Here is a 25687-nt window from a genome sequence, read left to right on the forward strand (position 1 = left end):
GCCGAACCGCTATGCAGCCCCGACATGCTTGAAAAGACCTTCGACCCCAAGTCCGCCGAACCGCGCCTCTACGCCGCCTGGGAATCCTCGGGCGCCTTCGCGCCGTCGTCCGACCCGGCCGCCGAGACGTTCTCGATCGTCATCCCGCCGCCGAACGTGACCGGTTCGCTGCATATCGGCCACGCCCTGAACAACACGCTTCAGGACGTGCTGACCCGCTTCGAGCGGATGCGCGGCAAGGCGGCCCTGTGGCTGCCCGGCACCGACCACGCCGGCATCGCAACCCAGATGGTGGTCGAGCGGCAGCTCGCCGCCGCCGGCAACATCGGCCGGCGCGACATGGGCCGCGACGAGTTCATCGCCAAGGTCTGGGAATGGAAGGCGCAGAGCGGCGGAACCATCACCAACCAGCTCCGCCGCCTCGGCGCCTCCTGCGACTGGAGCCGCGAGCGCTTCACCCTTGACGAGGGGCTGTCGGCGGCGGTCCGCAAAGTCTTTGTCACCCTGCACAAGCAGGGGCTGATCTATCGCGACAAGCGCCTGGTGAACTGGGACCCGCACTTCCAGACCGCGATCTCGGACATCGAGGTCGAGCAGAAGGAAGTCGATGGCGCCTTCTACCACTTCGCCTATCCGCTCGAGGACGGCTCCGGCGAGATCGTCGTCGCCACCACGCGGCCCGAGACCATGCTCGGCGACACCGCCGTTGCGGTCCATCCCAGCGACGAGCGCTACAAGCACCTGATCGGCAAGTGCGTGCGCCTGCCGATCGTGAACCGCCCGGTGCCGATCATCGCCGACGAATACGCTGACCCTGAAAAGGGCTCAGGTGCGGTGAAGATCACCCCGGCGCATGACTTCAACGACTATCAAGTCGGCAAGCGCAACAACCTGCCGATGATCAACATCTTCACCGAAGAGGCGAAGATCAACGAGAACGCTCCGGCCGAGTACCGCGGCCTGGACCGGTTCGAGGCCCGCAAGAAGGTGGTCGCCGCCTTCGAGGAACTGGGCCTGCTGCGCGAGATCGAGAAGACCCGCCACGCCGTCCCGCACGGCGACCGCTCGGGCTCGGTCATCGAGCCCTATCTGACCGACCAGTGGTACGTCGACGCCAAGGTCCTGGCCCAGCCGGCGATCAAGGCGGTCGAGGAAGGCCGCACGGTCTTCGAGCCGCGCCATTGGGAAAAGACCTATTTCGAGTGGATGCGGAACATCGAGCCCTGGTGCATCTCGCGCCAGCTCTGGTGGGGGCACCGCATCCCGGCCTGGTACGGGCCGGACGGCAAGATCTTCGTCGCCGAGAGCGAGGAGGGCGCCAAGGCCGCCGCGCTCGAACACTACGGCCACGAGGAACATCTGCGCCAGGACGAGGACGTCCTCGACACCTGGTTCTCTTCGGGCCTGTGGCCGTTCTCGACCCTCGGCTGGCCCGAGAAGACCGACGACCTGAAGCGCTTCTATCCGACCAGCACCCTGGTCACCGGCTTCGACATCATCTTCTTCTGGGTCGCCCGGATGATGATGATGGGCATCCATTTCATGGGCGAAGTCCCCTTCGACCGCGTCTTCATCAACGCCCTGGTCCGCGACGCCGAGGGCAAGAAGATGTCCAAGTCCAAGGGCAACGTCATGGACCCGCTGGAGCTGGTCGACGACTACGGCGCCGACGCTCTCCGTTTCACCCTGACCGCCATGTCGGGGCAGGCGCGCGACATCAAGCTCTCGCGCCAGCGGATCGAGGGCTACCGCAACTTCGGCACCAAGCTGTGGAACGCCGCCCGCTTCGCCCAGGTGAACGGCTGCGCCCGCGCCGAGGGCTTCGATCCGGCCGGGGTCAAGAACGTCCTCAACCGCTGGATCGTCGGCGAGACCGTCCGCACCGCCCATGCGGTGACCAAGGCGCTGGAAGACTGCGGTTTCGACGCCGCCACCACCGGCCTCTACCGGTTTATCTGGAACACGTTCTGCGACTGGTACGTCGAGCTTTCCAAGCCGATCCTCAACGGCGCCGACGAGGCGGCCAAGGCCGAGACCCAGGCCACCGCCGCCTGGGCCCTGGACGTGATCCTCAAGCTGCTGCACCCGGTCATGCCCTACCTGACCGAGGAACTGTGGGCCCAGACCGCCGACCTCGGCGCGCCGCGCGGGGAGGGGATGCTGATCACCGCCCGATGGCCGAAGCTCGCCGACAGCCTGATCGATCCGGACGCCGACGCCGAGATCGGCCTGATCGTCGCGGCGGTCAGCGAAGGGCGCTCGGTGAAGGCCGAACTGAACGTGCCGCACTCGGCCCGCCCGCCGCTGCTGGTGGTCGAGGCGAGTGCGGCTCAGCGGGAAGTCTTCAAGGCCAACGCCGCGGTCATCGCCCAGACCCTGCGCGTGGCGGACGTCCAGTTCGTCGACCAGGCGCCGCAGGGCGCGATCCCCTACGTGGTCAACGGCGCGACCCTGGCCCTGCCGGTGGCCGAGTTCATCGACCTGACCGCCGAGCGCGCGCGCCTGGCCAAGGAGATCGCCGGCCACGCCTCCGATATCGCGCACGTGATGAAGAAGCTCGGCAATCCGGCCTTCGTCGCCAACGCCAAGGAAGAGGTGGTCGAGGAGAACCGCGAGCGCCTGGCCGAGTCCGAAACCGCCAAGGCCAAGCTCGAGCACGCGCTTTCCCTGCTCGAAGCGGTAGTCTGAGATACGGACGACGCGGCGGATTCCATACCGCCGCGTCAAACGTCCGTTTGCCTCTGACGCTAGGTTATGCTTGTTCACCTATGACGATGCGGGCGCGTTAATGCCCGTGCGAGCATTAGGAGAACGCCCATGTCCGAGCCCGTGCTGCCCGCCGGTTGGCCTGCCATGTCCATCGCCCAGGCCCACGCGCTGATCACGCAGCCTGGCTCCCCCGCAGAAGTCGAAACCGTCGACATTCGCGGCGTTCCCACCAAGGTGTGGAAGAACCTGCCGCCGTCGCTGCGCGCCGTGGTCGAGGCGTCTCGCGCCCATGGCCAGCGCGACTTCCTGGTCTACGAGGACGAGCGCGTCACCTTCGAGGCCTTCTATCGCGCCGTCTCGGCCTTCGCCCGCCGCCTGCAGGAGGACGGGGTCGGCAAGGGTGATCGCGTGGCGGTCATCATGCGCAACCTGCCCGAATGGGTGGTGTCCTTCTATGCGGCCTCGTCGTTGGGCGCGATCGTCACCCCGCTGAACGCCTGGTGGACCGGGCCGGAGCTGGAATACGGCCTGACCGATTCCGGGACCAAGGTCGCGATCATGGACGCCGAGCGCTACCAGCGCATGGTCGAGCACTTCCCCAACTGCCCGGACCTGTCGCGCGTCTATGTCAGCCGCGAGGCCGACGAGATCGCCCATCCGTGGGTGACCAAGCTCGAGGACGTTCTCGGCGTGGCCGCCGACTGGGCGAGCCTGCCGGACCAGCCGCTGCCGTCCGCCGACATCGGCCCAGAAGACGATGCGACGATCTTCTACACCTCGGGCACGACCGGAAAGCCCAAGGGGGCGCTGGCGACCCAGCGCGCGGTCAACTCCAACATCATCACTGCGGCCGCGGCCGGCGCGCGCATCTTCCTGCGCCGCGGCGAGGCCCCGCCCGCGCCCGATCCGACCGCGCCCCAGCGTTCGTCGCTGATCTCGATCCCGTTCTTCCACGTCACCGGCTGTATGGCGGTGCTGAACCCCAGCCTGTTCGCCGGCGCGAAGCTGGTGATGATGCACAAGTGGGACGTGATCCGCGCCTTCGAGCTGATCCAGCGCGAGAAAATCCAGTCGGCCGGCGGCGTGCCGACCATCGCCTGGCAGTTGATCGAGCATCCGCTGCGCGAGAAGTACGACCTCTCGTCGCTGGAGAGCGTCTCCTACGGCGGCGCTCCCTCGGCGCCCGAACTGGTCCGCCGCCTGCGCGAGGTGTTTCCGAAGTCGCAGCCCGGCCAGGGCTGGGGCATGACCGAGACCTGCGCGACGGTCACCTCCAACGGCGGCGAGGACTATGTGAACCGCCCCGACAGCTGCGGCCCGGCCGCCGCCGTCTGCGAGCTGCAGATCCGCGATCCCGGCGACGGCGTCACCGTGCTGCCGGCCGGCGAGGTGGGCGAGCTCTGGTCCTTCGGGCCGATGAACTGCAAGCTCTACTGGAACAAGCCCGAGGCCACCGCCCAGACCTTCGTGAACGGCTGGGTGCGGACAGGCGACCTCGCCAAGCTCGATGAGGACGGCTTCTGCTTCATCATCGACCGGGCCAAGGACATGCTGATCCGCGGCGGCGAGAACATCTACTGCGTCGAGGTCGAGAACGTTCTTTACGACCACCCCGCCGTCATGGACGCTGCCATCGTCGGCATTCCCCACCGCACCCTCGGCGAGGAGCCGGCTGCGGTCGTCACCCTGAAGCCGGGGGCCGAGGCTTCCGAGGAAGAGCTGCGCGCCCACGTCGCCGAGCACCTGGCCGCCTTCAAGGTGCCGGTGACGGTGAAGTTCTGGCACGAGACCTTGCCTCGAAACCCGAACGGCAAGATTCTCAAGAACGAGCTGAAGAAGCTCTTTGTCGAGGAGCAGGCCTAACCCGCCTGAGGCAGGCTTGGGCAAGAAACGCGCGGATGTCGTCCTGGTCGAACAGGGCCTGTTCGACAGCCGCGCCAAGGCCCGCGCCGCCATCGAGGCGGGCGGGGTGAGCGTCGACGGGCGCACCCTCTCCAAGCCCTCCGACATGATCGACGGGGGTGCGTCCATCGAGGCGGTCGCCGCCCATCCCTATGTCGGCCGCGGGGCCCTGAAGCTGGTCCGCGCCCTCGACCTGTGGCCGGTGGCGCTGGAGGGGCGCACGGTGCTGGACGTCGGCGCCTCGACCGGCGGGTTCACCCAGGTCTGCCTGGAGCGCGGCGCGGCCCGGGTCTACGCCGTCGACGTCGGCCGCGGCCAGCTGCATCCCAGCCTGGCCGGCGATCCACGGGTGGTCTCGTTGGAGGGCGTCGACGCCCGCAGTCTGACCTCCGCCCTGATACCCGATGCGCCGGACCTGATCGTCACCGACGTCAGCTTCATCGGCCTGGCCAAGGCGCTGCCGGCTGCTCTCGGCCTGGCCCGCGGAGGGGCCGAGCTGGTCGCCCTGGTCAAGCCGCAGTTCGAGGTCGGGCCCGAGGCGGTCGGGAAGGGCGGTCTGGTCAAGGACGACGCCGCGCGGGCCAGGGCCCTGGACGAGGTCTCGGCGTTCCTGCGCGCGTCGGGGTGGATCGTCCAGGCCAACGCCGACAGTCCGATCGCGGGCGGGGACGGCAATCGCGAATACCTGCTCTGGGCCCGAAAGGCCTGAGACGGCGCACGAAAAAGGCCGCCTCGCGTCTCCGCGAAGCGGCCTTCCTCATTCCCAGCGGACTAGAGAGACGTCGTTTAGTCGACGACTTGATAGTTGCCGTTGGCGTCCGGGCAGACGCGCACGAAGCGCTTCTGGGTCCGGCCGTCGGGCAGGTAGATCGGGCTTTCGGCCAGGGTGCAGCCGTCGGTGGCGGCCGGGCGCTCGACCACGCGATAGGGCTCGCTGCGGTCGTAGTAATGGCGATCGTCGTACGAGCGCGAGTAGTAGCCGTCGCTGTACTGCGGCTGGCCGTAGCTGTTGTCGTAGTAGCTGGTCCGCGGCTGGCGATAGGTGGAGCCGCAGGCGGCCGAGTTCTTGCCGACCGCCGCGCCGCCCAGGGCGCCCAGGGCGCCGCCCAGCAGCGCGCCTTCGGTGCGCGCGTTGCGGGCCGCCGCGTTCGAGCCGATGGCCGCGCCCAGCGCCCCGCCCAGCAGGGCGCCCATGGTGCCGCGGTTGGTCGATTCGCGACGGCACGGGTCGTAATAGCTGTCGCCGTAGTAGCCGGCGCTCTGCGCGGCGGCGAAGGTCGGGACGCTCATCGCGCCGCCGAGGGCCATGACGCCGGCCACGCTGGCCAGGGCGCTCTTGGCGATGGTCGAACGGAAGTTCATCGGAATTCCCCTCTGGGACTTGAACCAGTGACTTGAGATTTGGAGTTAGCCGCGCGGACGCCAGACGCCGTCGCGATCACGGCACACCTGGAAGCTCTGGGTGCGGCCGTTGTAGCTGTCCTTCACCCAGCGGCAGTTGCTCGAGCCCGAGTAGCTGCTGCGCTGGTAGTTGTTGTCGCGATAGGCCGCGCGCGGCGCCGGACGATACCGGTCGCACTTGGCGTTGCGCTTGCCGATCTCGTGACCGGCCACCGCGCCGACCGCGCCGCCAAGCAGGGCGCCTTCGGTCTTCGCGCCCTTGGCCGCAACGCCGCCGCCCGCCAGGGCGCCGACCAGGCCGCCGACGATGGTGCCCTTGTTGGCTTGCTGGCGGACCTGTTCGCGGCAGGGATCGTAAGACTGGGCCGACGCCACGCCCGGCAGCGCGACCGTAGCGGGGACGGTCAGGGCCATCATCCCGGCGGCGGCGAAAGCAAGAGCACGTTGCATCGGTTGTCTCCTTCGTACATTGCGTAGGCGGCGCCGGAGCACCCCCTGCGCCATGAAACTTGGCTGAACGAACCTGAACGGTGCTTGAGCGGGTCGTTCATCTTCGTTCATCTTCCTTGACGCCTTGTCCCGTTAGGAAAGGCGGTGTCCCCAAGACGAGCCTGACCATGCGACGCCACCGGCCTCAACGGGCCCGCCCCACCGATGTTCCCGCCGGCCCGGCGGTCGAGACGCTGATCGAAGCCGTAGGGGGCGAAGGCGACGGGATTGCGGCGGGGCCGCTCTATGCGCCCTTCACCCTGCCGGGCGAGCGCGTGAGGCTTGCGGCTGGCCCGCAGCGGCGCGAGGTCGAGGCTATTCTGGAGCCGAGCTCCCAGCGTGTGACCCCGCCGTGCCCGCATTTCGGTGTCTGCGGCGGCTGCGCGCTGCAGCACTGGGAGCAGGGGGCCTATCTCGCCTGGAAGGTCGAGCGCCTAGTCCGCACCCTGGCGCGCGAGCGGATCGAGACCGAAATCCTGCCGGCCTTCGCCGCCGCGCCCGGGTCGCGCCGGCGCCTGGCCCTGCACGCGCGCCAGGGCCGCAAGGACGCCGCACGCCTGGGCTTCAAGACCCGCAAGTCCTGGGACGTGGTCGATATCACCGCCTGTCCGATCGCCGACCCGGCGCTGGAGGCGGCCCTGCCGGCTCTGCGCCGCCTGGCCGCGCCGCTGTTCGAGCACCCGAAGTCCGCCCCGACCCTGCATGTCACCCTGACCCCGACCGGGATCGACGTCGACATCAGCGGGGTGGAGCGCAAGAGCGGGGGGCTCTCTGCCGATGCGCGGATGCGCTTGGCCGAAACGGCCGCTGAGGCTGATTTCGCCCGCGTCACTCTGGACGGCGAGATCGCCTATCTGGCCCGGCAGCCGACCGTACGCTTCGGAACCGCCACCGTGGCCCTGCCGGCCGGCTCGTTCCTCCAGGCCGTGCCCGAGGCGGAGGCCGTGATGACCGCCATGGCCGCCGACGCCGCGGCCGGGGCCGAACGCATAGCCGACCTCTTCTGCGGCGCCGGCGCCTTCACCTTCCGCCTGGCCCAGGTCGCCCCGGTCCTCGCCGCCGACGGGGCCGCCGACGCCATCCGCGCCCTGCAGGCGGCGATCTCGACCGCGCCGGGCCTGCACGGGATCACTGCCGAGGCCCGCGACCTGGTGCGCCGCCCGGTCCTGGCCGAGGAGATGAAGCGCATCGACACCGTGGTCTTCGACCCGCCCCGCGCCGGAGCGGCCGAGCAGGCCGCCGAGATCGCCCGCTCGAACGTCGCGCGCGCCATCGGCGTCTCCTGCAACGCCGCGACCTTCGTGCGCGACGCCCGCACCCTGATCGACGCCGGCTTCCGCCTCGAGCGCGTCAAGCCGGTCGACCAGTTCCTCTGGTCGCCCCATGTCGAACTGGTGGGCGTGTTCAGCCGCTAGCGGGAGCGTTCGACGGCCCCCGCTGCGTCCTGCCGGCCCTAGCCGCTGAAAATCCAGCCGGCCGGCAGCGCCGCCTGCTGCACGCCGACCAGGATCATCTTGTCGCCGCTGCTCAGGCTGATCACAGTGTCAGCCCCGACCTGGCTGAGGGTGTAGGCGGTCGAATCTTCGATCCGCACCCGGTCGCCGGCGCCGAAGTCCTCGATCCGGTCCACGCCCGCGCCCGAGAAGATGACGAAGATGTCCGAGCCCGCGCCGCCATAGATCGTGTCGTCGCCACGGTCGCCGAAGATCATGTCGTCGCCGTCTTCGCCGCGCAGGATGTCGTTGTTCTGGCCGCCGCGCATGGTGTCGTTTCCGGCCCCGCCGTAGCAGGTGTCGTCGCCCATGTTGCCGAACACCAGGTCCGCGCCGCCATTGCCGTACAGGTGGTCGTTGTTCTGCCCGCCCGACAGCCAGTCGACGTCCGACCCGCCCTGCAGGGTGTCGCTGCCCTTGTTGCCGTTCACGTCGTGGAAGCCCGACGTCCAGCTGATCTGGTCGTCGCCGTCGCCGCCCCAGAGGCGGGCCGAACCGGTGGTGTCGATGATCACGTCGTTGCCCGCGCCGCCCTCGACGGTGTCGTTCCCGGCGCCGACTTCCAGCCGGTCACTGCCGTCGCCGCCATAGACCACGTCGTCGCCGTCGCCGGCATAGATCCGGTCGTCGCCCGCCGCGCCGTCGATGGTGTCGCTTCCGCTCAGGCCGTCCAGCCGGTCGCCCTGCGTCGAGCCCAAGATCGAGTCGGCGCCGCTGAGCAGGCTGTCCATCATCCGGCTCGCGCCGCCGACGCCGAGCCAGGTCAGGGCGGTACTGACCGGCACACGGAAATTCGTCACGTTGAACACCGTCTGCCCGAAATAGGTCTCCTGCAGCCCGGTGATCCAGCCGCCCGACAGCTGGCCGCCGCTGTACTGGAACTGCTCGCCCAGCAGCGTGTCGGTGGTCTCGCCGTCCGTTGTGGTGAACCGGGTCGAGGTGGCGGCGGTCACCGTGCCGGCCACCAGCGATTCAACGTCCAGGGTCGAGAAGTCCAGGCCGTAGCCAGCGCCGACGATCGTGGTCATGTCTTGCTCTCCGCTTATGGTCGAGCTCGTTAGGCCAGCTCGCATTGATTGTCTATCGGCCCAGATAACGACGATAGCGTGTATATCGTCAGCCGAGATCGAACAGATCGCCCTGGTCGCCGGCCTTCGGAGGGACCTTGAACTGCGACAGATCGAGACCGCTGAACCGCGCCTCCAGGCCGAACCGCTTCTTGGCCGCGGCGAACCGCTGGCTCAGCAACTGGGCGATCGGGCCCTCGCCGCGCATGCGCGTGCGCCATTCGAAGTCATAGTCCGCGCCGCCGCGCATCTGGCGCACCAGCGACATCACCCGCGCCGCGCGGTCGGGGTGATCGGTGGCCAGCCATTCTCGGAACAGGTCCTTGATCTCGCGCGGCAGGCGCAGAACCACATAGCCGGCGCCGCTGGCCCCGGCCTCTGCGGCCCGCTCCAGCACCGCCTCCAGCTCATGGTCGTTCAGCGCAGGAATGACGGGCGCGAACATCACGCTGACCGGCACGCCGGCCGAACTCAGGGCCTTGATGGCGCCGATCCGCCGTTCGGGCGTCGCGGCCCGGGGCTCCATGCTGCGCGCCAGCCTGCGGTCCAGGCTGGTCACCGAGATCGCCACCCGCACCAGGTTGCGCGCGCCCAGCCGCGCCAGCACGTCCAAATCGCGCAGGATCAGCGCCGACTTGGTGATGATCGAGCAGGGATGGCCGAACCGCTCCATCACCTCCAGCACGCTGCGCGTGATCCGCGTTTCACGCTCCACCGGCTGATAGGGGTCGGTGTTGCCGCCGATATGGATGAATTCGGGCCGGTAGCGCGGGGCCGAGAGCTCCTTCTCCAGCAGCTTGGCCGCCTCGGGCTTGAAGAACAGCTGGCTCTCGAAGTCGAGCCCCGGCGACAGGCCCATATAGGCGTGGGCCGGGCGCGCATAGCAGTAGATGCAGCCGTGTTCGCAGCCGCGATAGGGGTTGATGGAGCGCGAGAACCCGACATCGGGGCTGTCGTTCTTGGCGATGATGGTGCGGGCCTTTTCGGCCGTCAGGGTCGTGCGCAGCTGGGCGGGCTGCGGATCCTCCAGCGTCCAGCCGTCGTCGAACGCCTCGCGGGTCTGGCTTTCGAAGCGCCCGCTGGCGTTGGACCGCGCGCCGCGGCCCCTGACGGTGATCTGTTGGGTGAAGCTGCTCACCCGCCGAGCATACGGCGCCGATAGAACAAAACAAGAACTGATTGACGCGCGGCGGCAGGCGCGGCCTGTGGGGCGCATGATCTCGGTCGTCGTCCCGTCCGCCCAGTCCGCCCGCGACCTCGCAGGCCTGCTGCCCGTCCTGGTGCCGGCCGCCGTCGATGGTCTGGTGCGCGAGGTGATTGTCGCCGAGGCCCGGCCCGACGCGGCGATCCTGGCCATCTGCGAGGACGCCGGGGCCGATCTCGCAGCCGATCTCGCGGCGGCGGCGGGCCGGGCGAGGGGAGAGCTGATCCTGGCCCTGCCGGTCCATCTGCGCCTTCGTCCCGGCTGGGAAGAGAGCGTGCGCCGGCATCTGGAGCAGGGCGGCGGACCGGCCCTGGTCTGCACTGGCCCGCCCACCCTGGTCGAGCGCCTGGCCGGCCCGCGCCTGGCGGGCGTGCTGGTCCGGGCCGAGGCGGCGCGAAGCATCAATCCGAAGGATATCGCCGACCTGCGCCGTCGGCTCGGCCGCGCGGCGCTGCTGAACTAGCGGTCCAGCCGCGCGTCGACGAAGGCCGCGCCCTGGGCCACCGCGTCGAGCGTCTTGGTGTCGAGCCCGAACTTCTTGCGATAGGTCCAGTAGCCCGCCATCACCTTCTCGACGTAGTTGCGGGTCTCGGCGCTGGGCAGGCACTCGATCAGCATCAGGCTGTCGGCCTCTTCGCCCACCATCTTGGCGGTCTTCAGCAGCGTGCCTGGCCCGCCGTTATAGGCCGCAACCGTGCGCAGGATGTCGTAGCCGACCCCGCGCTCCATCAGCCAGGTGACGTAGTCCTGCCCGACCCGCAGGTTGAAGGCCGGGTCGAACATGGGGCTCATGTCAGCTTTCAGCTTGTCGTCGCCGGCCGCGCGGGCGGCGGCTTCCGGCATCACCTGCATCAGCCCCACCGCGCCTGCGGCCGAGACTGCGGCCGGGTTGAAGCGGCTCTCCTGGCGCACGATGGCGTAGACCAGGGCCCGGTCGATGGTGAAGCCGGACTTCGGCGCCAGTTCCGGGGTCGGATAGTCGATCTCGGTCGTGGCTCGGCCCTGGGGCAGGGCGCTGGTCACGTCGGCGTCCGAGGTCAGCGGGGCGTTCAGCGCCAGGATCAGCGACATCCACTGCGAACGCTCGGCTTCGGTCTTCGCCAGGGTCAGGCCCGCGCGCAGTTCCAGGCCGGCTTCGACCGGCAGGCCGATCTGGGCCAGGGCCGTGGCCCGGTGGGCGCGGGCGTCCTGGCGGATGAACGGCGTCAGGTGCGCGCTCGGCGCATTGGCCGAGGAGAAGGCGGCGGGTGTGAACTCGCCGGTCGGCGCGCCCTGCGCCTTGTCCAGAGCCTCGAGCCGAACGCGCCGCTCGGCGATCATGCCGTAGAAGGTGGCGGGGAAGCGCGCGGCCAGCTTCAGGAAGCCCTGGGCGCGGGTCGGATCGCCAGCCTGCTCCAGGGCGCGTGCGGCCCAGTAGGCCGCGCCGGCGCGCAGCCACTGGTCCTCGGTCTCGTCACGCGCCACCTGGCTGAAGAAACTCTGGGCGAGGTCGAAATTCTTGAGTCGATAGGCCGCCAGCCCGGCGATCCACCGCTCGCCGACCCCCGGGGCCAGGTCCAGCGCCCGCTTGGCGTCGCCGGAATAGAAGGCCTCGCGCGCCGCGCGGGTGCGGTCGGCGGGGGCCTTGCCGGAAATGCCCTGGGCGGTCACCTCCACTCGCCGCCAGTCCGCGCCGGCCAGCACGGGGACGGTCAATGTGGCGGTCGCGCTGGGCGGGCGGCGCTTCACCGCCAGGGTGTAGATGCGCTCGGCGCCGGGCAGGTCGCTATATTGGGACAGCCATTTGGCGAGGTCGTCGTACGAGGCTTGGCCACCCGGCCGCATCAGTTGGCGAAACGCCAGGTGCCCGGCCAGGGAACGATCCTTGATCTCGGACGTCTGCATCTCGGCGTCGATGAAGTCGCCGCGGTCCACCGCGTCGAAGGCGGCGGCGTAGCGTTGCGCGTCCCACGGGCTCAGCGCCATGGGAGCAGCTTTGGTCGTTCCGGCTACGGCCGCGCAGATCATGGTCAAGACCGCGATCCGCATGCCTTTGCGTCCCCGCATGCGATCCCCACGTCGGCCGCCTCTGCGCGCGGTCTGGACGTGGCCCTCAGTTCTCGTGACGCGGGAGTTTTATGCGCCCCGGTCCGGGCGATCAAGTCGCTCGGTCAGGGTCAGAAGGTCGCTCCACGCCTTCTTCTTCGCTCCGGGTTGCCGCAGAAGGAATGCGGGATGCAGGGTCGGCATGGCCGGCAGTTCGAGATTTCCCGCCTCGGAACGCCATTCGAACCAGCGGCCGCGCAGCGAGAGAATCCCTTCCTCGCGCTTCAGCATCGACTTGGCCGACGGCGCGCCCACCAGCAGCAGCATCTTGGGCGAAACCAGTTCGATGGCGCGCTCCAGGAACGGCAGGCAGGTCGCCTGTTCCTGCGGCGAGGGGGTTCTGTTCCCTGGCGGGCGCCAGAAAACCGTATTGGTGATGAACACCCGGTCCTTCAGGCCGGCCGCGCCCAGCATCTTGTCCAGCAGTTGGCCCGCCCGGCCGACAAAGGGCTCGCCGCGGGCGTCTTCCTCCGCGCCTGGGCCTTCGCCGATCACCATCAAGGGGGCGTCGGCCGCCCCGCGACAGAACACCGACTGGCGCGCGCCCTCGAATTTGAGCGGACAGCCGTCGAATCCGGCGATAGCCGCCTTCAGGGCTTCCAGGTCCTTGGCCTCTGCGGCCAGTCGCCGCGCCTCGATCACCGCCGCGGCGATGTCGCCGCCAGGGCCGGCGCGCACCTGGCCCGCGGGCGGCGGGGGCGGGGGCTTCTTGTCGACCGGCTTTGGCGCGACGAACTTCCCGGCCTCGATCCGATCCAGCGGCTCGTCCAGCAGCATGGCGTCGATCCCGGCCTCGGCCCAGAAGGCGAGCAGGCTCTCGGCGACGCGGTCGAAGGGGGCGGCAGGGGTCATTCGTACTCTTAAAGGAGGTCTATGGCGGAGTTCGCGCTTGACCGCCCTAATGCAAGCTTCGGATAAGTCGCCCAACGGATCAACGCCGCGAGTAACAAGGGGTGGGGGAAATCCCCGGCGCGGCATACTGGGAGTTAGGGGATCATGAGCGACGCCATCGAGACTGTCGAACGCGAGGCGATGGAATACGACGTCGTGATCGTCGGCGCCGGCCCGTCGGGCCTGGCCGCGGCCATCCGTCTGAAGCAGCTGGCCGAAGCGGCCGGGACGGAGATCTCGGTCGCTGTCCTGGAAAAGGGTTCGGAAGTCGGCGCCCACATCCTGTCGGGCGCGGTGATCGATCCCAAGGGCATCGACGAGCTGCTGCCCAACTGGAAGGAACTCGGCATTCCGCTCGAGACCAAGGTCACGCGCGACAAGTTCGTGATCCTGGGGCCGAACGGCGACCTGGACATCTCCTGGCTGCCCTTCCCGAAGTGGATGCTGAACCACGGCAACTACATCGCCTCGCTCGGCAACGTCTGCCGCTCGCTGGCCCAGCACGCCGAGGCGCTCGGCGTCGAGATCTATCCCGGCATGGCCGCCTCCGAGGTCGTCTACAACGCCGACGGCTCGGTGAAGGGCGTCGTCGCCGGGGTGTTCGGCATCGACAAGGACGGCAATCAGACCGCCGACTACCAGCCGGGCATCGAACTGCACGCCAAGTACACCTTCATCGGCGAGGGCGTGCGCGGCTCGCTGGCCAAGCAGCTCCAGGCCCGCTTCGGCCTGACCAATGACCGCGATCCGCAGAAGTTCGGCATCGGCATCAAGGAGCTGTGGCAGGTCCCGGACGAGAACTTCGAGCCCGGCCTCACCCAGCACACCTTCGGCTGGCCGCTGGACAACGCCACCGGCGGCGGCTCGTTCATGTACCACTTCGGCGACAACTACGTGGCCATCGGCTTCGTGGTGCACCTCAACTACAAGAACCCCTGGCTCTCGCCGTTCGACGAGTTCCAGCGCTTCAAGACCCATCCCTCGATCAGCTGCTACCTCGAAGGCGGCAAGCGCATCGCCTACGGCGCGCGCGCCATCACCGAAGGCGGCTCGCAGTCGCTGCCCCAGCTCTACTTCCCGGGCGGCGTGCTGCTGGGTTGCTCGGCAGGCATGGTCAACGTCCCGCGCATCAAGGGCAGCCACAACGCGGTGAAGAGCGGCATGATGGCCGCCGAGGCCGCTTTCGAGGCGATCTCCGCCGGCCGTTCCAGCGACGAGCTGGTCGCCTACGAAGCCGCCTACAAGAAGTCGTGGGTCCACAAGGAGCTGTGGGCCGTCCGCAACTTCAAGCCGCTGTGGTCGAAGTTCGGCACCATCCCCGGCATTGTGCTCGGCGGCGTCGACGCGATGATCGCCAACATCTTCGGCGGCTGGTCGCCCTGGGGCACGCTGAAGCACGGCAAGTCGGACGCGGAATCGACGGGCCTGGCCAAGGACTACAAGCCGATCGTCTATCCGAAGCCGGACAACGTCTTCTCGTTCGACAAGCTCAGCTCGGTCTTCCTGTCCTCGACCAACCACGACGAGAACCAGCCGGCCCACCTGAAGCTCAAGGACCCCAAGGTTCCGATCGAGGTGAACCTGCCGCGCTATGGCGAGCCGGCCCGCCTGTTCTGCCCGGCCGGGGTCTACGAGGTGCTCTACGACGCCGAGGGGAACAACCCGAAGTTCCAGATCAACTTCCAGAACTGCGTCCACTGCAAGACCTGCGACATCAAGGACCCGTCGCAGAACATCAACTGGACCACGCCCCAGGGCGGCGACGGCCCCAACTATCCGAACATGTGACGATCACGGCGCCTCCCTTCGGGGAGGCGTTTTTCGTTGGGCGCCCGGCTTGGGCCTTGGCCTTGGGAACCGCCCGACCGCCTCGTCGATTGCTGGCTCTCGAAGGAGAGCCACATGACCCAGCAAGGCCCGGAGGCGGGACGCGGCGATACGACCGCCCGCAAGCAGCGCGACATCCAGGAGCGGGCCGAACGGGCCGAGGAGCGCTCCTTCGCTCCGTCCGGGGACGGCGAAGGCGCGATGCAGGCCGGCGCGCGCGCCTACCCGGTCCCGCCGTTTCCCGCCCAGCACCAGGCCAAGCCGGGTGTCGAGGCGAAATTGGACCCCGCGCCGATGTACGATGCGCCCTTCTACAAGGGCTCCGGCAAGCTGCAGGACAAGGTGGCGCTGATCTCCGGGGCCGATTCCGGCATCGGCCGCGCCGTGGCTGTGCTGTTCGCGCGGGAGGGCGCGGACATCGTCGTCGCATACCTGTGCGAAGATGCGGACGCCGAAGAGACCCGAGCTGCGGTCGAGCGGGAAGGGCGCCGCGCGATCCTCGCGCCCGGCGACGTCTCCGACCCGAAAGCCGCCGCTGCGACGGTCGCGCGGGCGGTGGAGGCCTTCGGCCGCATCGATGTTCTGGTCAACAACGCCGCCTTCCAGGAGCACGTCGCCCGCTTCGAGGACCTGACCGAGGAGCAGTTCGACCACACCCTGAAGACCAACCTCTATGGCTATTTCCACCTGGCCAAGGCGGCCGTGCCGCATATGAAGCCCGGCTCGGCCATCGTCATGACCGGCTCGGTCACCGGCATCGACGGCAGCAAGGAGCTGCTGGACTATTCGATGACCAAGGGCGGCATCCACGCCTTCGCCCGCTCCCTGTCCGGCCATCTGATTCCGCGCGGCATCCGCGTCAACGCGGTCGCGCCTGGCCCGGTCTGGACGCCGCTCAACCCCGCCGACCGCCAGGCCCCGGACGTCAGCAAGTTCGGCGCTCAGACCAAGATGAAACGCCCGGCCCAGCCGGAGGAGATCGCGCCGGCCTATGTCTTCCTGGCCTCGCCCCAGTGCTCCAGCTTCATCACCGGCGAGATCCTGCCGATCGTCGGCGGCTATTGAGGCTGCGCTTTCGTCGTTGCCGCCTTGAACTCGCCGCGGAAAGCCGCGAGGGTCGGCCCATGCGTCGTCTGCTTGTCGCCATCGCCCCGCTCGTCATGCTCTCCGCCTGCGCCAGCGCGCCGCGACAGGAGCTCTCCGCCTGGACCCCGCCCCTGCAGGCGGGCATGGGCGGGTCGGCCTACGGCGCCTTCCTGGCCGGGCAGGGCGCGCTGAATGACGGCGCCGGGGCGGAGGCCGCCGCCTATTTCGCCCGCGCCGAGAGCGAGGGCGGGGCCAGCGACATGCTGCGCGACCGCGCCTTCACGGCCGCGGTCCTGGCCGGCGACATTCCCAAGGCCGCCGAACTCGCCCCCAACGGGCCCGAGGCGTCCGAGGCGACAAAGCGCCTGGGCCAGGTCGTCAAGGCGGTCGAGCTGATGTCCAGCGGCAAGGGCAAGGACGCCCAGGCCCTGCTGGCCGGCGACAGCATCGGCTTTCCGCATCGCGGGGTCGCGGCCCTGCTGGCCCCCTGGGCCGCGGCCATGGCCGGCGACGCCGAGGGCGCGCTGGTGCGGCCCGAGATGCGCGGCGACCGCATCGTCGACTATTTCGGCCAGCTCGGTCAGGCCTATCTCTATGAGCGCGCCCGCCGCTACGACGAGGCCGAGACCGATTTCAAGGCCCTGACCGGCGGCGACACCCCCGGCGACATCGCGGTCCTGGCCTATGGCGGGTTCCTGGAGCGCCGCGGACGCCGCATCGACGCCGTCGCCCTCTACGACCGCGCCCTGCGCAGCCAGCCGGCCAACGAGGGCCTCGCCATCGCCAAGGCCCGCGCCGCCGCGGGCAAGGCGCCGCCCCCGGCTCCGAGCCTGCGCCAGGGGGCGGCGCAGGTGCTGGTCGCGCCGGCCGCGGCCATGCTGGCGGCCAAGCAGCAGCAGCTCGGCCTCGCCTATCTGCGCCTGGCCCTGCGGCTGGACCCCGGCCGCAACGAGGCTTGGCTGATGGTCGGCGACATCATGGAGGCGGCTGGCGACGTCGAGGGCGCGCGCGAGGCCTATCTGAAGCCCAAGCCCGGTTCCCCGGAATACAGCCCCGCCCACACCAAGCTGGCCTGGAGCTACCAGAACGCCAAGCAGCCGGAGATCGCCCTGAAGATGTCGCAGGAGGCTGCGGCCACCGGCGAGCGCGAGGCGCGCATCACCTACGCCGACCTGCTGCGGGCCAACGACCGCTACGCCGAGTCCGCCGAGGTCATGAGCGGTCTGATCGGAGAGACCGCCAATCCCGACTGGCGCCTGCTCTACATGCGCGGCATCGCCTACGAGCGGGCCGGCCGCTGGCCCGACGCCGAGGCCGACCTCCAGGCCGCGCTCAAGCTGCGTCCAGACGAGCCGGAACTGCTGAACTATCTCGGCTACACCTGGATCGACCGTGGCGAGCGCCTCGCCGAGGCGCTGGGCATGGTCGAGCGCGCCGTCGCGGCCAATCCGCAGTCCGGCGCCATGGTCGATTCCCTCGGCTGGGCCCACTACCGGCTCGGCGACTACAAGAAGGCGGTCCAGTTGCTCGAGCAGGCCGTCGAACTCGAGGCCGGCGACCCGGAGATCAACAACCACCTCGGCGACGCCTATTGGCGGGTCGGGCGGCGGATCGAGGCCGAGTATCAGTGGAAGCGCGTGCTGACGCTGGCTCCCGACGCCAAGATCAAGGCCGACGTCGACGCCAAGCTGGCCTTCGGTCAGGGGCCGAAGGGGCCGGCGGCCGCCCCCAAGGTGGCGGGGAACTAGCGCCCCCATGCGCCTGTCCGCCTTCGCGCCGGCGAAGATCAACCTATTCCTGCATGTCGGCGCGCCGGGCGCCGACGGCTACCACCCGCTGTGCAGCCTGATGGTCTTCGCCGACGTCGGCGATCGCCTGGCGTTGCAGGACGCCGACGTGCTGTCGGTGCGCGTCCATGGCGCCTTTGCCGACAAGCTGGCGGGGGAGGGCGACAACCTCGTCCTGCGCGCCGCTCGCGCGCTGCTGGCCCAGGCCCGAGGACCCCAGCCGCCGGTCGGGATCCTGCTCGACAAAGCCCTGCCGGTCGCCGCCGGCCTCGGCGGCGGGTCCAGCGACGCGGGCGCGGCCCTGCGCCTGGTGCGCGACGCCCTGCATCTGCCGCTGGACGAGGCGGCGCTGGAGGAGGTCGCCGCCTCGCTCGGCGCCGACGGCGCGGCCTGTTTCCGCGCCACGCCCGTCCTGGCCCAGGGCCGGGGCGAGAGGCTGTCGCCCGCGCCTGCCCTGCCGCCGATCGAGGCGGTGTTGGTCAATCCACGGGTGGAGGTCTCCACCCCGGCCGTCTACCGCGCCTTCGACGGCGCCGGGGCCTTCGGCGAGGTCGATCCGCCGCCCATGCCCGACGCCTTCGAGAGCATCGAGGAACTGGCCGCCTGGCTGGGCTTCACCCGCAACGACCTGGAGGCGCCCGCCGTCGGCCTTGCGCCTCAGATCGGCGACGTGCTCGAAACTCTGCGCGAGGAGCGCGAGACCCTGTTCGCCCGCATGTCCGGCTCGGGCGCGACCTGCTTCGCCCTCTGTCCCGGCGACCTGGAGGCCGACGCTCTGGCCGCGCGGATTTCGGCGCTGCGCCCCGACTGGTGGGTCGTCCGCTGCCGCCTCGGCGGGCCCTGGCCCGACGCCTGAGGGCGCCGGAGCACGACCGCCGTATTCACGTGCATTGCTGAGATCGAGTTCTTGGCGGGGAAAATAAGATTGCGGCTCCGCAAATAATTTCAAGCGCTACAACGAATCTCGGTCGACAGATGTTCGAATGAAGCGCACGGTAAATTATCGCGAATGAGGGGTTTCCCGGCGTTTCGCGACTGGAAGATTTGGGCCTTGGCCTTCGCGCTCCCGCCGAAATGGGAGCGAATTCATGGCGATTTACGCGCTTTATCCGACGCGCGCCGACGGCATCTCGACCACGCTCGCCGTCGATGAATTCGACAACGACACCGAAGCCCTGTTTGCGGCGGTCGCCTTGCTGGAACAGCACGACAGCGCCGCCTCGGTGGTCATATGGGAGGGCAAACGCAGGGTCCTCCAGTGTATCCGCGCCGAGCGCGACGAAGGCCCTCGAAGCGCGGTCCTCCGGGCGGCGCGATCCAGGACCCGGCCATAGCTCTATGAGGGGGGAAGCTCGGCCCTCTTCGGCGTCCCCCCTGAGGGGGGGAACGGCGGCGCCCTCGGATGTGGGGTCAAATCCGAGGGCGTTGTCGCCATATCTGTCCGTTCCACAACCACCGCTGGAACGCATTTGCGTCCTAACCGCTCTCTGATCATGCAGTTTCGGCCCACCGCCATAGAGCGCGCCTTCCAACTGGCCCGAGCGGGCGACCATCCGTCGGTCTCTGATATCCTCAAGCAGCTCAAGGCCGAGGGATTGAGCGTCGCCCAGATCGAGGGCGAAAGCCTCCGCCGCCAGCTCCGGGAGCTCTGCAAGGCTTCGGCGAAGGATCGACCGGCGCCCTGACGCTTGGCTTCAACGAAAGCGGGGGCCCCGAAGGACCCCCGCTTGGACGTTTCCTATTTTGGAAGCAGAGGGCGGAAGCCTTCCCCCGAAGGCCTCCGCCCGTCCCCCGACGCGCCTTACGAGTGGTAGGCGCGCTCCCCGTGCTCGGTGATGTCCAGGCCTTCTTCCTCGCTCTCGACCGGCGGACGCAGGCCGATGGTGAACTTGATGACGGTGAAGACGATGGTCGACATCACGGCCGACCAGCCGATGGCCACCAGCACCGCCTTCACCTGGGCCAGGACCTGGGTGCCCATCACGTAGGCGGCCGTGTCGCAGGTGGAGATGTCGCCGTCGAGCGCGCAGGTCGTGTAGTCGACCACGCCCGCGCCGCCCCAGGCCGGATTGACCAGCAGGCCGGTGGCGATGGCGCCGACGATGCCGCCGACCGCGTGGATGCCGAAGGCGTCCAGGCTGTCGTCGTACTTCAGCGCGTTCTTGATCTTCGAGCAGAAGAACACGCAGATCGGCGAGACCACGAAGCCCAGCATCATCGCGCCCACCGGACCGGCGAAGCCGGCGGCCGGGGTGACGGCGACCAGTCCGGCGACGATGCCGGAGGCCAGGCCCAGCATGCTGGCCTTCTTGTGGGTGATGTACTCGACCACGACCCACGAGACGCCCGCCGCGGCGGTGGCGACCAGGGTGTTGATCATGGCGAGCGCCGCGTAGCCGTTGGCTTCCAGGTTGGAGCCGGCGTTGAAGCCGAACCAGCCGACCCACAGCAGGCCCGCGCCCGTCAGGGTCAGTGTCAGGGAGTGCGGCGGCATGGCTTCGCTCCCGAAGCCCTTGCGCGGGCCGACGATCAGGGCGCCGACCAGGGCCGCGACACCGGCGTTGATGTGCACCACGGTGCCGCCGGCGAAGTCCAGGGCGCCGAAGCCCCACAGCAGGCCCGAACGGATCGCGTCCTTGGGGGCGTTGGCGATGGCGTCAGGGCCCGGCCACCACCAGACCATGTGGGCCATCGGATAGTAGGAGAGGATCGGCCACAGGACGGCGAAGGCGACCACCGCGGCGAACTTCATCCGCTCGGCCACCCCGCCGAGGACCAGGGCGGCGGTGATGCAGGCGAAGGTCATCTGGAAGCAGATGAACACCAGTTCGGGAATGGCGATGCCGGTCGAGAAGGTCGCCACCGTGCTGGCCGGCGTCACGTCCTTCAGGAATAGCCGCCCGAAGCCGCCGACGAAGCTGTCGAGCGCTCCGCCGTCGGTGAAGGCCAGGCTGTAGCCATAGAGCAGCCAGGCGACCATGCCGATGACGGTCACGGTCGAGACCTGCATCAGCATCGACAGCATGTTCTTCTGGCGCACCAGGCCGCCGTAGAACAGGGCCAGGCCCGGGATGATCATCAGCAGGACCAGGACGGTCGAGACCAGCATCCAGGTCGTATCGCCCTTGTCGACGGTCGGCGCGGCCGGCGCGGCGGCCGGGGCGGGAGCGGCCTCGGCGACGGGCGCCGGCGTCGCGGCCGGGGCGGTTGCAGCGGGTGCGGCGGCCTCAGCCGCGGCCGGCGCAGGCGGCGGCGCAGCATCCTGCGCGAAGGCCGCCGGGGCCAGCGCGCCGCCGGCGAGCGCGGCGGCGAGCGCAAGGCCCGTCAGCTCTTTGAATGGCGTTTTCATCTGTCGTAATCCCCTTGTCCCGCGGCGCGTCACAGCGCGGCCGAGCCGGACTCTCCGGTCCGAATTCGCACAGCGTCCTCGACGTTGAGGACGAAGATCTTGCCGTCGCCGATCTTGCCGGTGGCGGCGGCGCCCTTGATGGCCTCGACGGCTTTGCCGGCGGCGGCGTCGTCGACCACGGCTTCCAGCTTCACCTTCGGTACGAAGTTCACCTGGTATTCCGCGCCCCGGTAAATCTCGGTCTGGCCCTTCTGGCGGCCGTAGCCTTTGACTTCCGAGACCGTCAGCCCCTCGATGCCGGCCGCTACGAGCGCTTCGCGCACGTCGTCCAGCTTGAAGGGTTTGACGACCGCTATGATTAGTTTCATCGCCTGCTCCCGCGCGCCCCAGGCCAAGGCGCGCCCAACAATTGGTCCGCATCCGCCGGAAGATGCGGCTGACATCCCCCCTCCGACGGCAAGCTGACGCTATGGGGGCGGGGGCGCGCGGCGGGGCGTTCGGTAAGTTTTGATCAAGGAAAAGGCGCTGGCGGCGCAAAGCGTGGGCAGATCGGACCTCCGGCGCCCAAAAAACGGGCGTAACGGCGCTCCAGCACTCGGCTAGCGGGCGCCGGAGGTGGGGAACCAAGCGGGGCCTCGGGCGCTTGCAATGTCACGCAGCCTGGTTGCGGGGGATCCGGGCCGCCTCACGATTGAGACGAGGACGAAGATGATCAGGACCCTGCTCACCGCCGCCGCGGCGACCGCCTTGCTCGCCGGCGCGGCCTATGCCCAAGACACCACCGCTCAAGGCGCCGCCAAGGACCAGGCCCCAGCCACCGAACCGAAGGGCGACATGGCGACCCCGCCGGCCGCGCCGGACACCGCCGTCAACCCGCCGGCCGGCGACGCCGCGGCCATGCCGGCTCCGCCTGCGACCACCAGCTCGACCACGACCTCGGCCGCGGCCAGCCCCGATGCGACGGCGGCCGGCGTGCCCGCCTCGGCGACCGTGACCAGCAGCACCGTGACTAATGGTCCCGTCGCCGACACCCCTGAGAACCGGGCCAAGTACACGCCCCTGTCTCGCGCAGGGAAACGCACCAAGGCCGCCGGCAACTAGGGCAGGCCATTCCGCCTTGAAGCGAAGGTCGGCGGGCCCTATGGTCCGCCGACTTTTTTTGCGCCTGCGAAAACCAGCTCGATGCCAGCCGACAAGCCGCTTTCGTTTCAGGGTCTTATCCTGAAACTTCATGACTATTGGAGCCGCCAGGGCTGCGTGATTCTGCAGCCTCACGACGTCGAGGTGGGGGCCGGTACGCTTCATCCGGCCACGGTGCTTCGCGCGCTCGGTCCGAAGCCGTGGCGCGCGGCCTATGTGCAGCCCTCGCGCCGTCCGGGCGACGGCCGCTATGGCGAGAACCCCAACCGGCTGCAGCACTATTACCAGTATCAGGTGATCCTGAAGCCGAACCCGGAGAACCTGCAGGAGCTCTATCTGGGCAGCCTGGAGGCGATCGGCCTCGACACCCGCCTGCATGACATCCGGTTCGTGGAAGACGACTGGGAAAACCCGACGGTCGGGGCCTGGGGCCTCGGTTGGGAGGTCTGGTGCGATGGGATGGAAGTCACCCAGTACACCTACTTCCAGCAGGTGGGCGGCCTGGACGTCTCGCCGGTGGCCGGCGAGCTGACCTACGGGCTCGAGCGTCTGGCCATGTACATCCAGAACGTGGACCACTTCACGCAGCTGGCCTTCAACGACCCGGACGGTCCGGCGCCCATGACCTATGGCGACGTGTTCCTGGAGAACGAGCGCCAGCAGTCGGAAGCCAACTTCCATCTCTACGACGTCGAGGTGCTGAAGCGGCAGTTCGAGGACATGGAGCGCCAGGTGCCGCGGATCCTGGAGGGCAGGGGGCCGCAGGGCCAGCGCACCGTGCTGCCGGCCTATGACCACGTGCTGAAGGCCAGCCACCTGTTCAACCTGATGGACGCCCGCGGCGCGATCGCCGTGGCCGAGCGGCAGAGCTATATCGGCCGCATCCGCGACCTGACCAAGATGTGCGCCGAGGCCTGGGTGGAGAACGAGGGCGGCAACGCCGCGCCCACCACGGCGGCGAAGGCCTGACCATGCCCCAGCTTCTGATCGAATTGTTCTCCGAAGAGATTCCCGCGCGCATGCAGGCCCAGGCCGCGCGCGACTTCGACCGCATGGTGCGCGAGCGCCTGGCCGAGCAGGGTCTGCTGCCCGAGGGCCTCAAGACCTTCGCCGGCCCGCGTCGCCTGACCCTGGTGGCCGAGGGGTTGCCGGCCGCGCAGGGCGACCGCCACGAGGAGCGCAAGGGCCCGCGCGTCGGCGCGCCCGACGCCGCCATCGACGGCTTCCTGCGCTCGACCGGCCTGACCCGCGACCAGCTGGTCGAAAAGGATGGCGTCTGGTTCGCCCATATCCATCGCAAGGGCCGCCCGACCGCCGAGATCGTGGCCGAGATCCTCGACCACGTGATCCGCAACTTCCCCTGGCCCAAGTCGATGACCTGGGGAACCGGGACCCTGCGCTGGGTGCGTCCGCTGAAGCGGATCGTCTTCCTGTTCGACGGCGCGGTGGTGCCGCTGAACGTGGACGGGATCGAAGCCGGCGACGTGACCGAGGGCCACCGCTTCATGGGCTCGGGCAAGCCCTTCAAGGTCAAGGATTTCGACAGCTACCGCGACAAGCTGGCGTCCCACTTCGTCATCCTCGACGTCGAGGAGCGCAAGGACCGCATCATGGACGGCGCGCGCACCCTGTGCTTCGCGCGCAATCTCGAGCTGGTCGACGACGACGGCCTGCTGGACGAGGTGGCGGGCCTCGCCGAATGGCCGACCCCGGTCATGGGCGACATGGACCCCGCGTTCCTAGACCTGCCGCCGGAGGTGATCCGCACCTCGATGCGCACGCACCAGAAGTACTTCGCCGTGCGTCCGGCCGGCGAGAACGGCGGCAAGCTCGCCCCGCACTTCATCACCGTCGCCAACATCGAGGCGGCCGATGGCGGCAAGGAGATCGCCCGCGGCAACGCCAAGGTGCTCTCGGCCCGTCTGAACGACGCCCGCTTCTTCTGGGACGAGGATCGCAAGATCACCCTGGAGCAGCGCCTCGCGAAGCTGACCGGCGTCACCTTCCACGCCAGGCTCGGCACCCTGGCCGAACGCGTCGAGCGGCTTGAGCTGATCGCCAAGGCCATCGCCCCTCGGGTCGGCGCCGATCCGGCCAAGGCGGTGCTGGCCGCGCATCTCTGCAAGGCCGACCTGGCCACCGGCATGGTCGGCGAATTCCCCGAGCTCCAGGGCCTGATGGGCGGCTACTACGCCCGCGAGGAAAAGATCAGCCCGGTCGTGGCCGACGCCATCCGCGATCATTACAAGCCCGTCGGGGCCGGCGACGAAGCTCCCGACACCCCGGTCACGATGGCCGTGGCCATCGCCGAGAAGGTCGACACCCTGGTCGCCTTCTTCGCCATCGACGAGAAGCCGACGGGCTCGCGCGATCCCTACGCCCTGCGCCGCGCCGCGCTCGGCGTGATCCGCATCCTGCTGGGGGCCGAAGCCCGCGCCCCCATCCGCGAGCTGGTCGCCGACTGGTACCGTTCGTTGCGCTGCTACGTCGATCCGGGCCGCGCGCTCTATGTTTCGACCCGCCGCACCACCGGCTATCTGGGCCCGGCCTACCGCCAGCCCTCCGAGGTCTTCCAGACCTATGTCGAGGAGTTCGAGGACGCGTTGCTGGAAGGCGTCCCCTACGTCGTCTCGACCGACCAGGACTTCGACATCCGCTTCGACCGCTCGGCCGCGGCCGGCGAGGCGCCGGAAGGCGAGGTCCAGTACCAGTTCCGCCCCTATCCGGTGGTGGCCGACGAAGTGCTCGGCTTCATGGCCGACCGCCTGAAGGTCGCTCTGCGCGATCAGGGCAAGCGCCATGATCTGGTCGACGCCGTCTTCGCGCTCGGCGACGACGACCTGGTGCGCATCGTCGCCCGGGTCGAGGCGCTCGGCGGCTTCCTGACCGGCGCGGACGGCCAGAACCTGCTGGCCGGCTACAAGCGCGCCGGCAACATCCTCAAGGCCGAGGAAAAGAAGGGCGAGCTGCCCGCCGGCCCGGCCGTGCCCATGCCGGGCGCGCCGAGCGAGGAGGGGGCCCTGATCGCGGCCCTCGACGCGGCCGAGCCGGCCGTGGCTCAGGCGTTGCAGAAGGAAGACTTCGCCGGAGCCATGCGCGCCCTTTCGGGACTGCGCGGCCCCGTCGACGCCTTCTTCGAGGCGGTTTTGGTGAACTCTGAGAACGCGGCGGAACGTGATAACCGCCTGCGTCTTCTCGTGCAGGTGCGCGACCTCATGGAGCGGGTCGCGGACTTCTCGCAAGTGACGGGCTAAAGG

Annotated in this window: 22 protein-coding genes; 14 read left to right on the forward strand and 8 right to left on the reverse strand. The window is 69.2% G+C overall.

What is annotated here, in order from left to right:
- Window positions 1-24 precede the first annotated feature (24 nt).
- From ACE3T2_RS04120 to ACE3T2_RS04130, 3 genes are all read left to right on the forward strand, one after another.
- Complete coding sequence (locus ACE3T2_RS04120; protein WP_374654991.1) at window positions 25-2688, forward strand: valine--tRNA ligase; 2664 nt, start codon at window positions 25-27, stop codon at window positions 2686-2688.
- A gap of 129 nt (window positions 2689-2817) precedes the next feature.
- A complete protein-coding gene (locus tag ACE3T2_RS04125) occupies window positions 2818-4572 on the forward strand; it encodes a class I adenylate-forming enzyme family protein (protein WP_374654993.1) in 1755 nt (584 codons plus the stop codon).
- 16 nt (window positions 4573-4588) lie between these two features.
- Window positions 4589-5320: a TlyA family RNA methyltransferase gene (locus ACE3T2_RS04130; RefSeq protein ID WP_374654995.1), complete on the forward strand. Its 732-nt coding sequence runs from the start codon at window positions 4589-4591 to the stop codon at window positions 5318-5320.
- A 77-nt stretch (window positions 5321-5397) separates the two neighbouring features.
- Here ACE3T2_RS04130 and ACE3T2_RS04135 read toward each other — a convergent pair whose 3' ends face one another.
- Both ACE3T2_RS04135 and ACE3T2_RS04140 read right to left on the reverse strand, forming a co-directional pair.
- A complete protein-coding gene (locus ACE3T2_RS04135; RefSeq protein ID WP_374654997.1) occupies window positions 5398-5973 on the reverse strand; it encodes a glycine zipper 2TM domain-containing protein in 576 nt (191 codons plus the stop codon).
- Window positions 5974-6018: 45 nt separating this feature from the next.
- The gene (locus ACE3T2_RS04140) at window positions 6019-6462 is read right to left on the reverse strand and encodes a glycine zipper 2TM domain-containing protein (protein WP_374654999.1); all 444 of its coding nucleotides are present in this window, start codon (window positions 6460-6462) and stop codon (window positions 6019-6021) included.
- Between the two features lie 167 nt (window positions 6463-6629).
- Between ACE3T2_RS04140 and ACE3T2_RS04145 the strand changes: the two genes are divergently transcribed.
- Window positions 6630-7916: a class I SAM-dependent RNA methyltransferase gene (locus ACE3T2_RS04145; protein WP_374655001.1), complete on the forward strand. Its 1287-nt coding sequence runs from the start codon at window positions 6630-6632 to the stop codon at window positions 7914-7916.
- Window positions 7917-7954: 38 nt separating this feature from the next.
- Here ACE3T2_RS04145 and ACE3T2_RS04150 read toward each other — a convergent pair whose 3' ends face one another.
- Entirely contained in the window at window positions 7955-9022 is a 1068-nt protein-coding gene (locus tag ACE3T2_RS04150; RefSeq protein WP_374655003.1) for a calcium-binding protein, read from the reverse strand.
- A gap of 88 nt (window positions 9023-9110) precedes the next feature.
- Window positions 9111-10199 carry a PA0069 family radical SAM protein gene (locus ACE3T2_RS04155; protein ID WP_374655005.1) on the reverse strand — a complete coding sequence of 363 codons (1089 nt, stop codon included), beginning with the start codon at window positions 10197-10199 and terminating at the stop codon, window positions 9111-9113.
- A gap of 76 nt (window positions 10200-10275) precedes the next feature.
- On the opposite strand from ACE3T2_RS04155, the gene ACE3T2_RS04160 reads away from it, so the two are divergent.
- On the forward strand, window positions 10276-10728 hold the full coding sequence (locus ACE3T2_RS04160) for a cell wall biosynthesis glycosyltransferase (protein ID WP_374655007.1): 453 nt from the start codon (window positions 10276-10278) through the stop codon (window positions 10726-10728).
- Here ACE3T2_RS04160 and ACE3T2_RS04165 read toward each other — a convergent pair.
- Both ACE3T2_RS04165 and ACE3T2_RS04170 read right to left on the reverse strand, forming a co-directional pair.
- Window positions 10725-12311, reverse strand: a complete 1587-nt coding sequence (locus ACE3T2_RS04165; protein WP_374655009.1) for a transglycosylase SLT domain-containing protein — start codon at window positions 12309-12311, stop codon at window positions 10725-10727. The two genes, ACE3T2_RS04160 and ACE3T2_RS04165, sit on opposite strands and share 4 nt — an antisense overlap.
- 69 nt (window positions 12312-12380) lie before the next feature.
- Window positions 12381-13202 carry a uracil-DNA glycosylase family protein gene (locus tag ACE3T2_RS04170; protein ID WP_374655011.1) on the reverse strand — a complete coding sequence of 274 codons (822 nt, stop codon included), beginning with the start codon at window positions 13200-13202 and terminating at the stop codon, window positions 12381-12383.
- A gap of 144 nt (window positions 13203-13346) precedes the next feature.
- Between ACE3T2_RS04170 and ACE3T2_RS04175 the strand changes: the two genes are divergently transcribed.
- From ACE3T2_RS04175 to ACE3T2_RS04200, 6 genes are all read left to right on the forward strand, one after another.
- Window positions 13347-15029, forward strand: coding sequence for an electron transfer flavoprotein-ubiquinone oxidoreductase (locus tag ACE3T2_RS04175; RefSeq protein ID WP_374655013.1), 1683 nt, complete (start codon window positions 13347-13349; stop codon window positions 15027-15029).
- A gap of 114 nt (window positions 15030-15143) precedes the next feature.
- Window positions 15144-16133 carry an SDR family oxidoreductase gene (locus ACE3T2_RS04180; RefSeq protein WP_374655015.1) on the forward strand — a complete coding sequence of 330 codons (990 nt, stop codon included), beginning with the start codon at window positions 15144-15146 and terminating at the stop codon, window positions 16131-16133.
- 59 nt (window positions 16134-16192) lie between these two features.
- Window positions 16193-17902, forward strand: coding sequence for a tetratricopeptide repeat protein (locus ACE3T2_RS04185; RefSeq protein WP_374655017.1), 1710 nt, complete (start codon window positions 16193-16195; stop codon window positions 17900-17902).
- Window positions 17903-17909: 7 nt separating this feature from the next.
- Window positions 17910-18797 (forward strand): 4-(cytidine 5'-diphospho)-2-C-methyl-D-erythritol kinase, encoded by an 888-nt coding sequence (locus ACE3T2_RS04190; RefSeq protein ID WP_374655019.1) that lies wholly within the window; start codon window positions 17910-17912, stop codon window positions 18795-18797.
- A gap of 232 nt (window positions 18798-19029) precedes the next feature.
- Window positions 19030-19275: a hypothetical protein gene (locus ACE3T2_RS04195; RefSeq protein WP_374655021.1), complete on the forward strand. Its 246-nt coding sequence runs from the start codon at window positions 19030-19032 to the stop codon at window positions 19273-19275.
- A 159-nt stretch (window positions 19276-19434) separates the two neighbouring features.
- Window positions 19435-19626 (forward strand): hypothetical protein, encoded by a 192-nt coding sequence (locus ACE3T2_RS04200; RefSeq protein ID WP_374655023.1) that lies wholly within the window; start codon window positions 19435-19437, stop codon window positions 19624-19626.
- 116 nt (window positions 19627-19742) lie between these two features.
- Here ACE3T2_RS04200 and ACE3T2_RS04205 read toward each other — a convergent pair whose 3' ends face one another.
- On the reverse strand, window positions 19743-21290 hold the full coding sequence (locus tag ACE3T2_RS04205) for an ammonium transporter (RefSeq protein ID WP_374655025.1): 1548 nt from the start codon (window positions 21288-21290) through the stop codon (window positions 19743-19745).
- Window positions 21291-21319: 29 nt separating this feature from the next.
- Window positions 21320-21658 carry a P-II family nitrogen regulator gene (locus tag ACE3T2_RS04210; RefSeq protein ID WP_374655027.1) on the reverse strand — a complete coding sequence of 113 codons (339 nt, stop codon included), beginning with the start codon at window positions 21656-21658 and terminating at the stop codon, window positions 21320-21322.
- 340 nt (window positions 21659-21998) lie between these two features.
- Between ACE3T2_RS04210 and ACE3T2_RS04215 the strand changes: the two genes are divergently transcribed.
- The 3 genes from ACE3T2_RS04215 to glyS all read left to right on the forward strand — a co-directional run bounded on the left by ACE3T2_RS04215 (window position 21999) and on the right by glyS (window position 25684).
- Entirely contained in the window at window positions 21999-22391 is a 393-nt protein-coding gene (locus ACE3T2_RS04215) for a hypothetical protein (RefSeq protein ID WP_374655029.1), read from the forward strand.
- Between the two features lie 81 nt (window positions 22392-22472).
- The gene (locus tag ACE3T2_RS04220; RefSeq protein ID WP_374655031.1) at window positions 22473-23399 is read left to right on the forward strand and encodes a glycine--tRNA ligase subunit alpha; all 927 of its coding nucleotides are present in this window, start codon (window positions 22473-22475) and stop codon (window positions 23397-23399) included.
- Window positions 23400-23401: 2 nt separating this feature from the next.
- The gene (gene glyS, locus ACE3T2_RS04225) at window positions 23402-25684 is read left to right on the forward strand and encodes a glycine--tRNA ligase subunit beta (protein ID WP_374655033.1); all 2283 of its coding nucleotides are present in this window, start codon (window positions 23402-23404) and stop codon (window positions 25682-25684) included.
- Window positions 25685-25687 lie beyond the last annotated feature (3 nt).

The sequence above is a fragment of the Phenylobacterium sp. genome (assembly GCF_041919955.1).
Taxonomy (GTDB): Bacteria; Pseudomonadota; Alphaproteobacteria; order Caulobacterales; family Caulobacteraceae; genus Phenylobacterium.

What these genes read in the sequence shown, in the direction of transcription:
- ACE3T2_RS04160 (WP_374655007.1), top strand. Translation starts at nt 10,276, where the DNA reads ATGATCTCGGTCGTCGTCCCGTCCGCCCAGTCCGCCCGCGACCTCGCA.
- ACE3T2_RS04170 (WP_374655011.1), bottom strand. Translation starts at nt 13,202, where the DNA reads ATGACCCCTGCCGCCCCCTTCGACCGCGTCGCCGAGAGCCTGCTCGCC.
- ACE3T2_RS04205 (WP_374655025.1), bottom strand. Translation starts at nt 21,290, where the DNA reads ATGAAAACGCCATTCAAAGAGCTGACGGGCCTTGCGCTCGCCGCCGCG.
- ACE3T2_RS04135 (WP_374654997.1), bottom strand. Translation starts at nt 5,973, where the DNA reads ATGAACTTCCGTTCGACCATCGCCAAGAGCGCCCTGGCCAGCGTGGCC.
- ACE3T2_RS04150 (WP_374655003.1), bottom strand. Translation starts at nt 9,022, where the DNA reads ATGACCACGATCGTCGGCGCTGGCTACGGCCTGGACTTCTCGACCCTG.
- ACE3T2_RS04145 (WP_374655001.1), top strand. Translation starts at nt 6,630, where the DNA reads ATGCGACGCCACCGGCCTCAACGGGCCCGCCCCACCGATGTTCCCGCC.
- ACE3T2_RS04220 (WP_374655031.1), top strand. Translation starts at nt 22,473, where the DNA reads ATGCCAGCCGACAAGCCGCTTTCGTTTCAGGGTCTTATCCTGAAACTT.
- ACE3T2_RS04210 (WP_374655027.1), bottom strand. Translation starts at nt 21,658, where the DNA reads ATGAAACTAATCATAGCGGTCGTCAAACCCTTCAAGCTGGACGACGTG.
- ACE3T2_RS04120 (WP_374654991.1), top strand. Translation starts at nt 25, where the DNA reads ATGCTTGAAAAGACCTTCGACCCCAAGTCCGCCGAACCGCGCCTCTAC.
- ACE3T2_RS04175 (WP_374655013.1), top strand. Translation starts at nt 13,347, where the DNA reads ATGAGCGACGCCATCGAGACTGTCGAACGCGAGGCGATGGAATACGAC.
- glyS (WP_374655033.1), top strand. Translation starts at nt 23,402, where the DNA reads ATGCCCCAGCTTCTGATCGAATTGTTCTCCGAAGAGATTCCCGCGCGC.
- ACE3T2_RS04195 (WP_374655021.1), top strand. Translation starts at nt 19,030, where the DNA reads ATGGCGATTTACGCGCTTTATCCGACGCGCGCCGACGGCATCTCGACC.
- ACE3T2_RS04165 (WP_374655009.1), bottom strand. Translation starts at nt 12,311, where the DNA reads ATGCGGGGACGCAAAGGCATGCGGATCGCGGTCTTGACCATGATCTGC.
- ACE3T2_RS04125 (WP_374654993.1), top strand. Translation starts at nt 2,818, where the DNA reads ATGTCCGAGCCCGTGCTGCCCGCCGGTTGGCCTGCCATGTCCATCGCC.
- ACE3T2_RS04215 (WP_374655029.1), top strand. Translation starts at nt 21,999, where the DNA reads ATGATCAGGACCCTGCTCACCGCCGCCGCGGCGACCGCCTTGCTCGCC.
- ACE3T2_RS04200 (WP_374655023.1), top strand. Translation starts at nt 19,435, where the DNA reads ATGCAGTTTCGGCCCACCGCCATAGAGCGCGCCTTCCAACTGGCCCGA.
- ACE3T2_RS04185 (WP_374655017.1), top strand. Translation starts at nt 16,193, where the DNA reads ATGCGTCGTCTGCTTGTCGCCATCGCCCCGCTCGTCATGCTCTCCGCC.
- ACE3T2_RS04140 (WP_374654999.1), bottom strand. Translation starts at nt 6,462, where the DNA reads ATGCAACGTGCTCTTGCTTTCGCCGCCGCCGGGATGATGGCCCTGACC.
- ACE3T2_RS04190 (WP_374655019.1), top strand. Translation starts at nt 17,910, where the DNA reads ATGCGCCTGTCCGCCTTCGCGCCGGCGAAGATCAACCTATTCCTGCAT.
- ACE3T2_RS04180 (WP_374655015.1), top strand. Translation starts at nt 15,144, where the DNA reads ATGACCCAGCAAGGCCCGGAGGCGGGACGCGGCGATACGACCGCCCGC.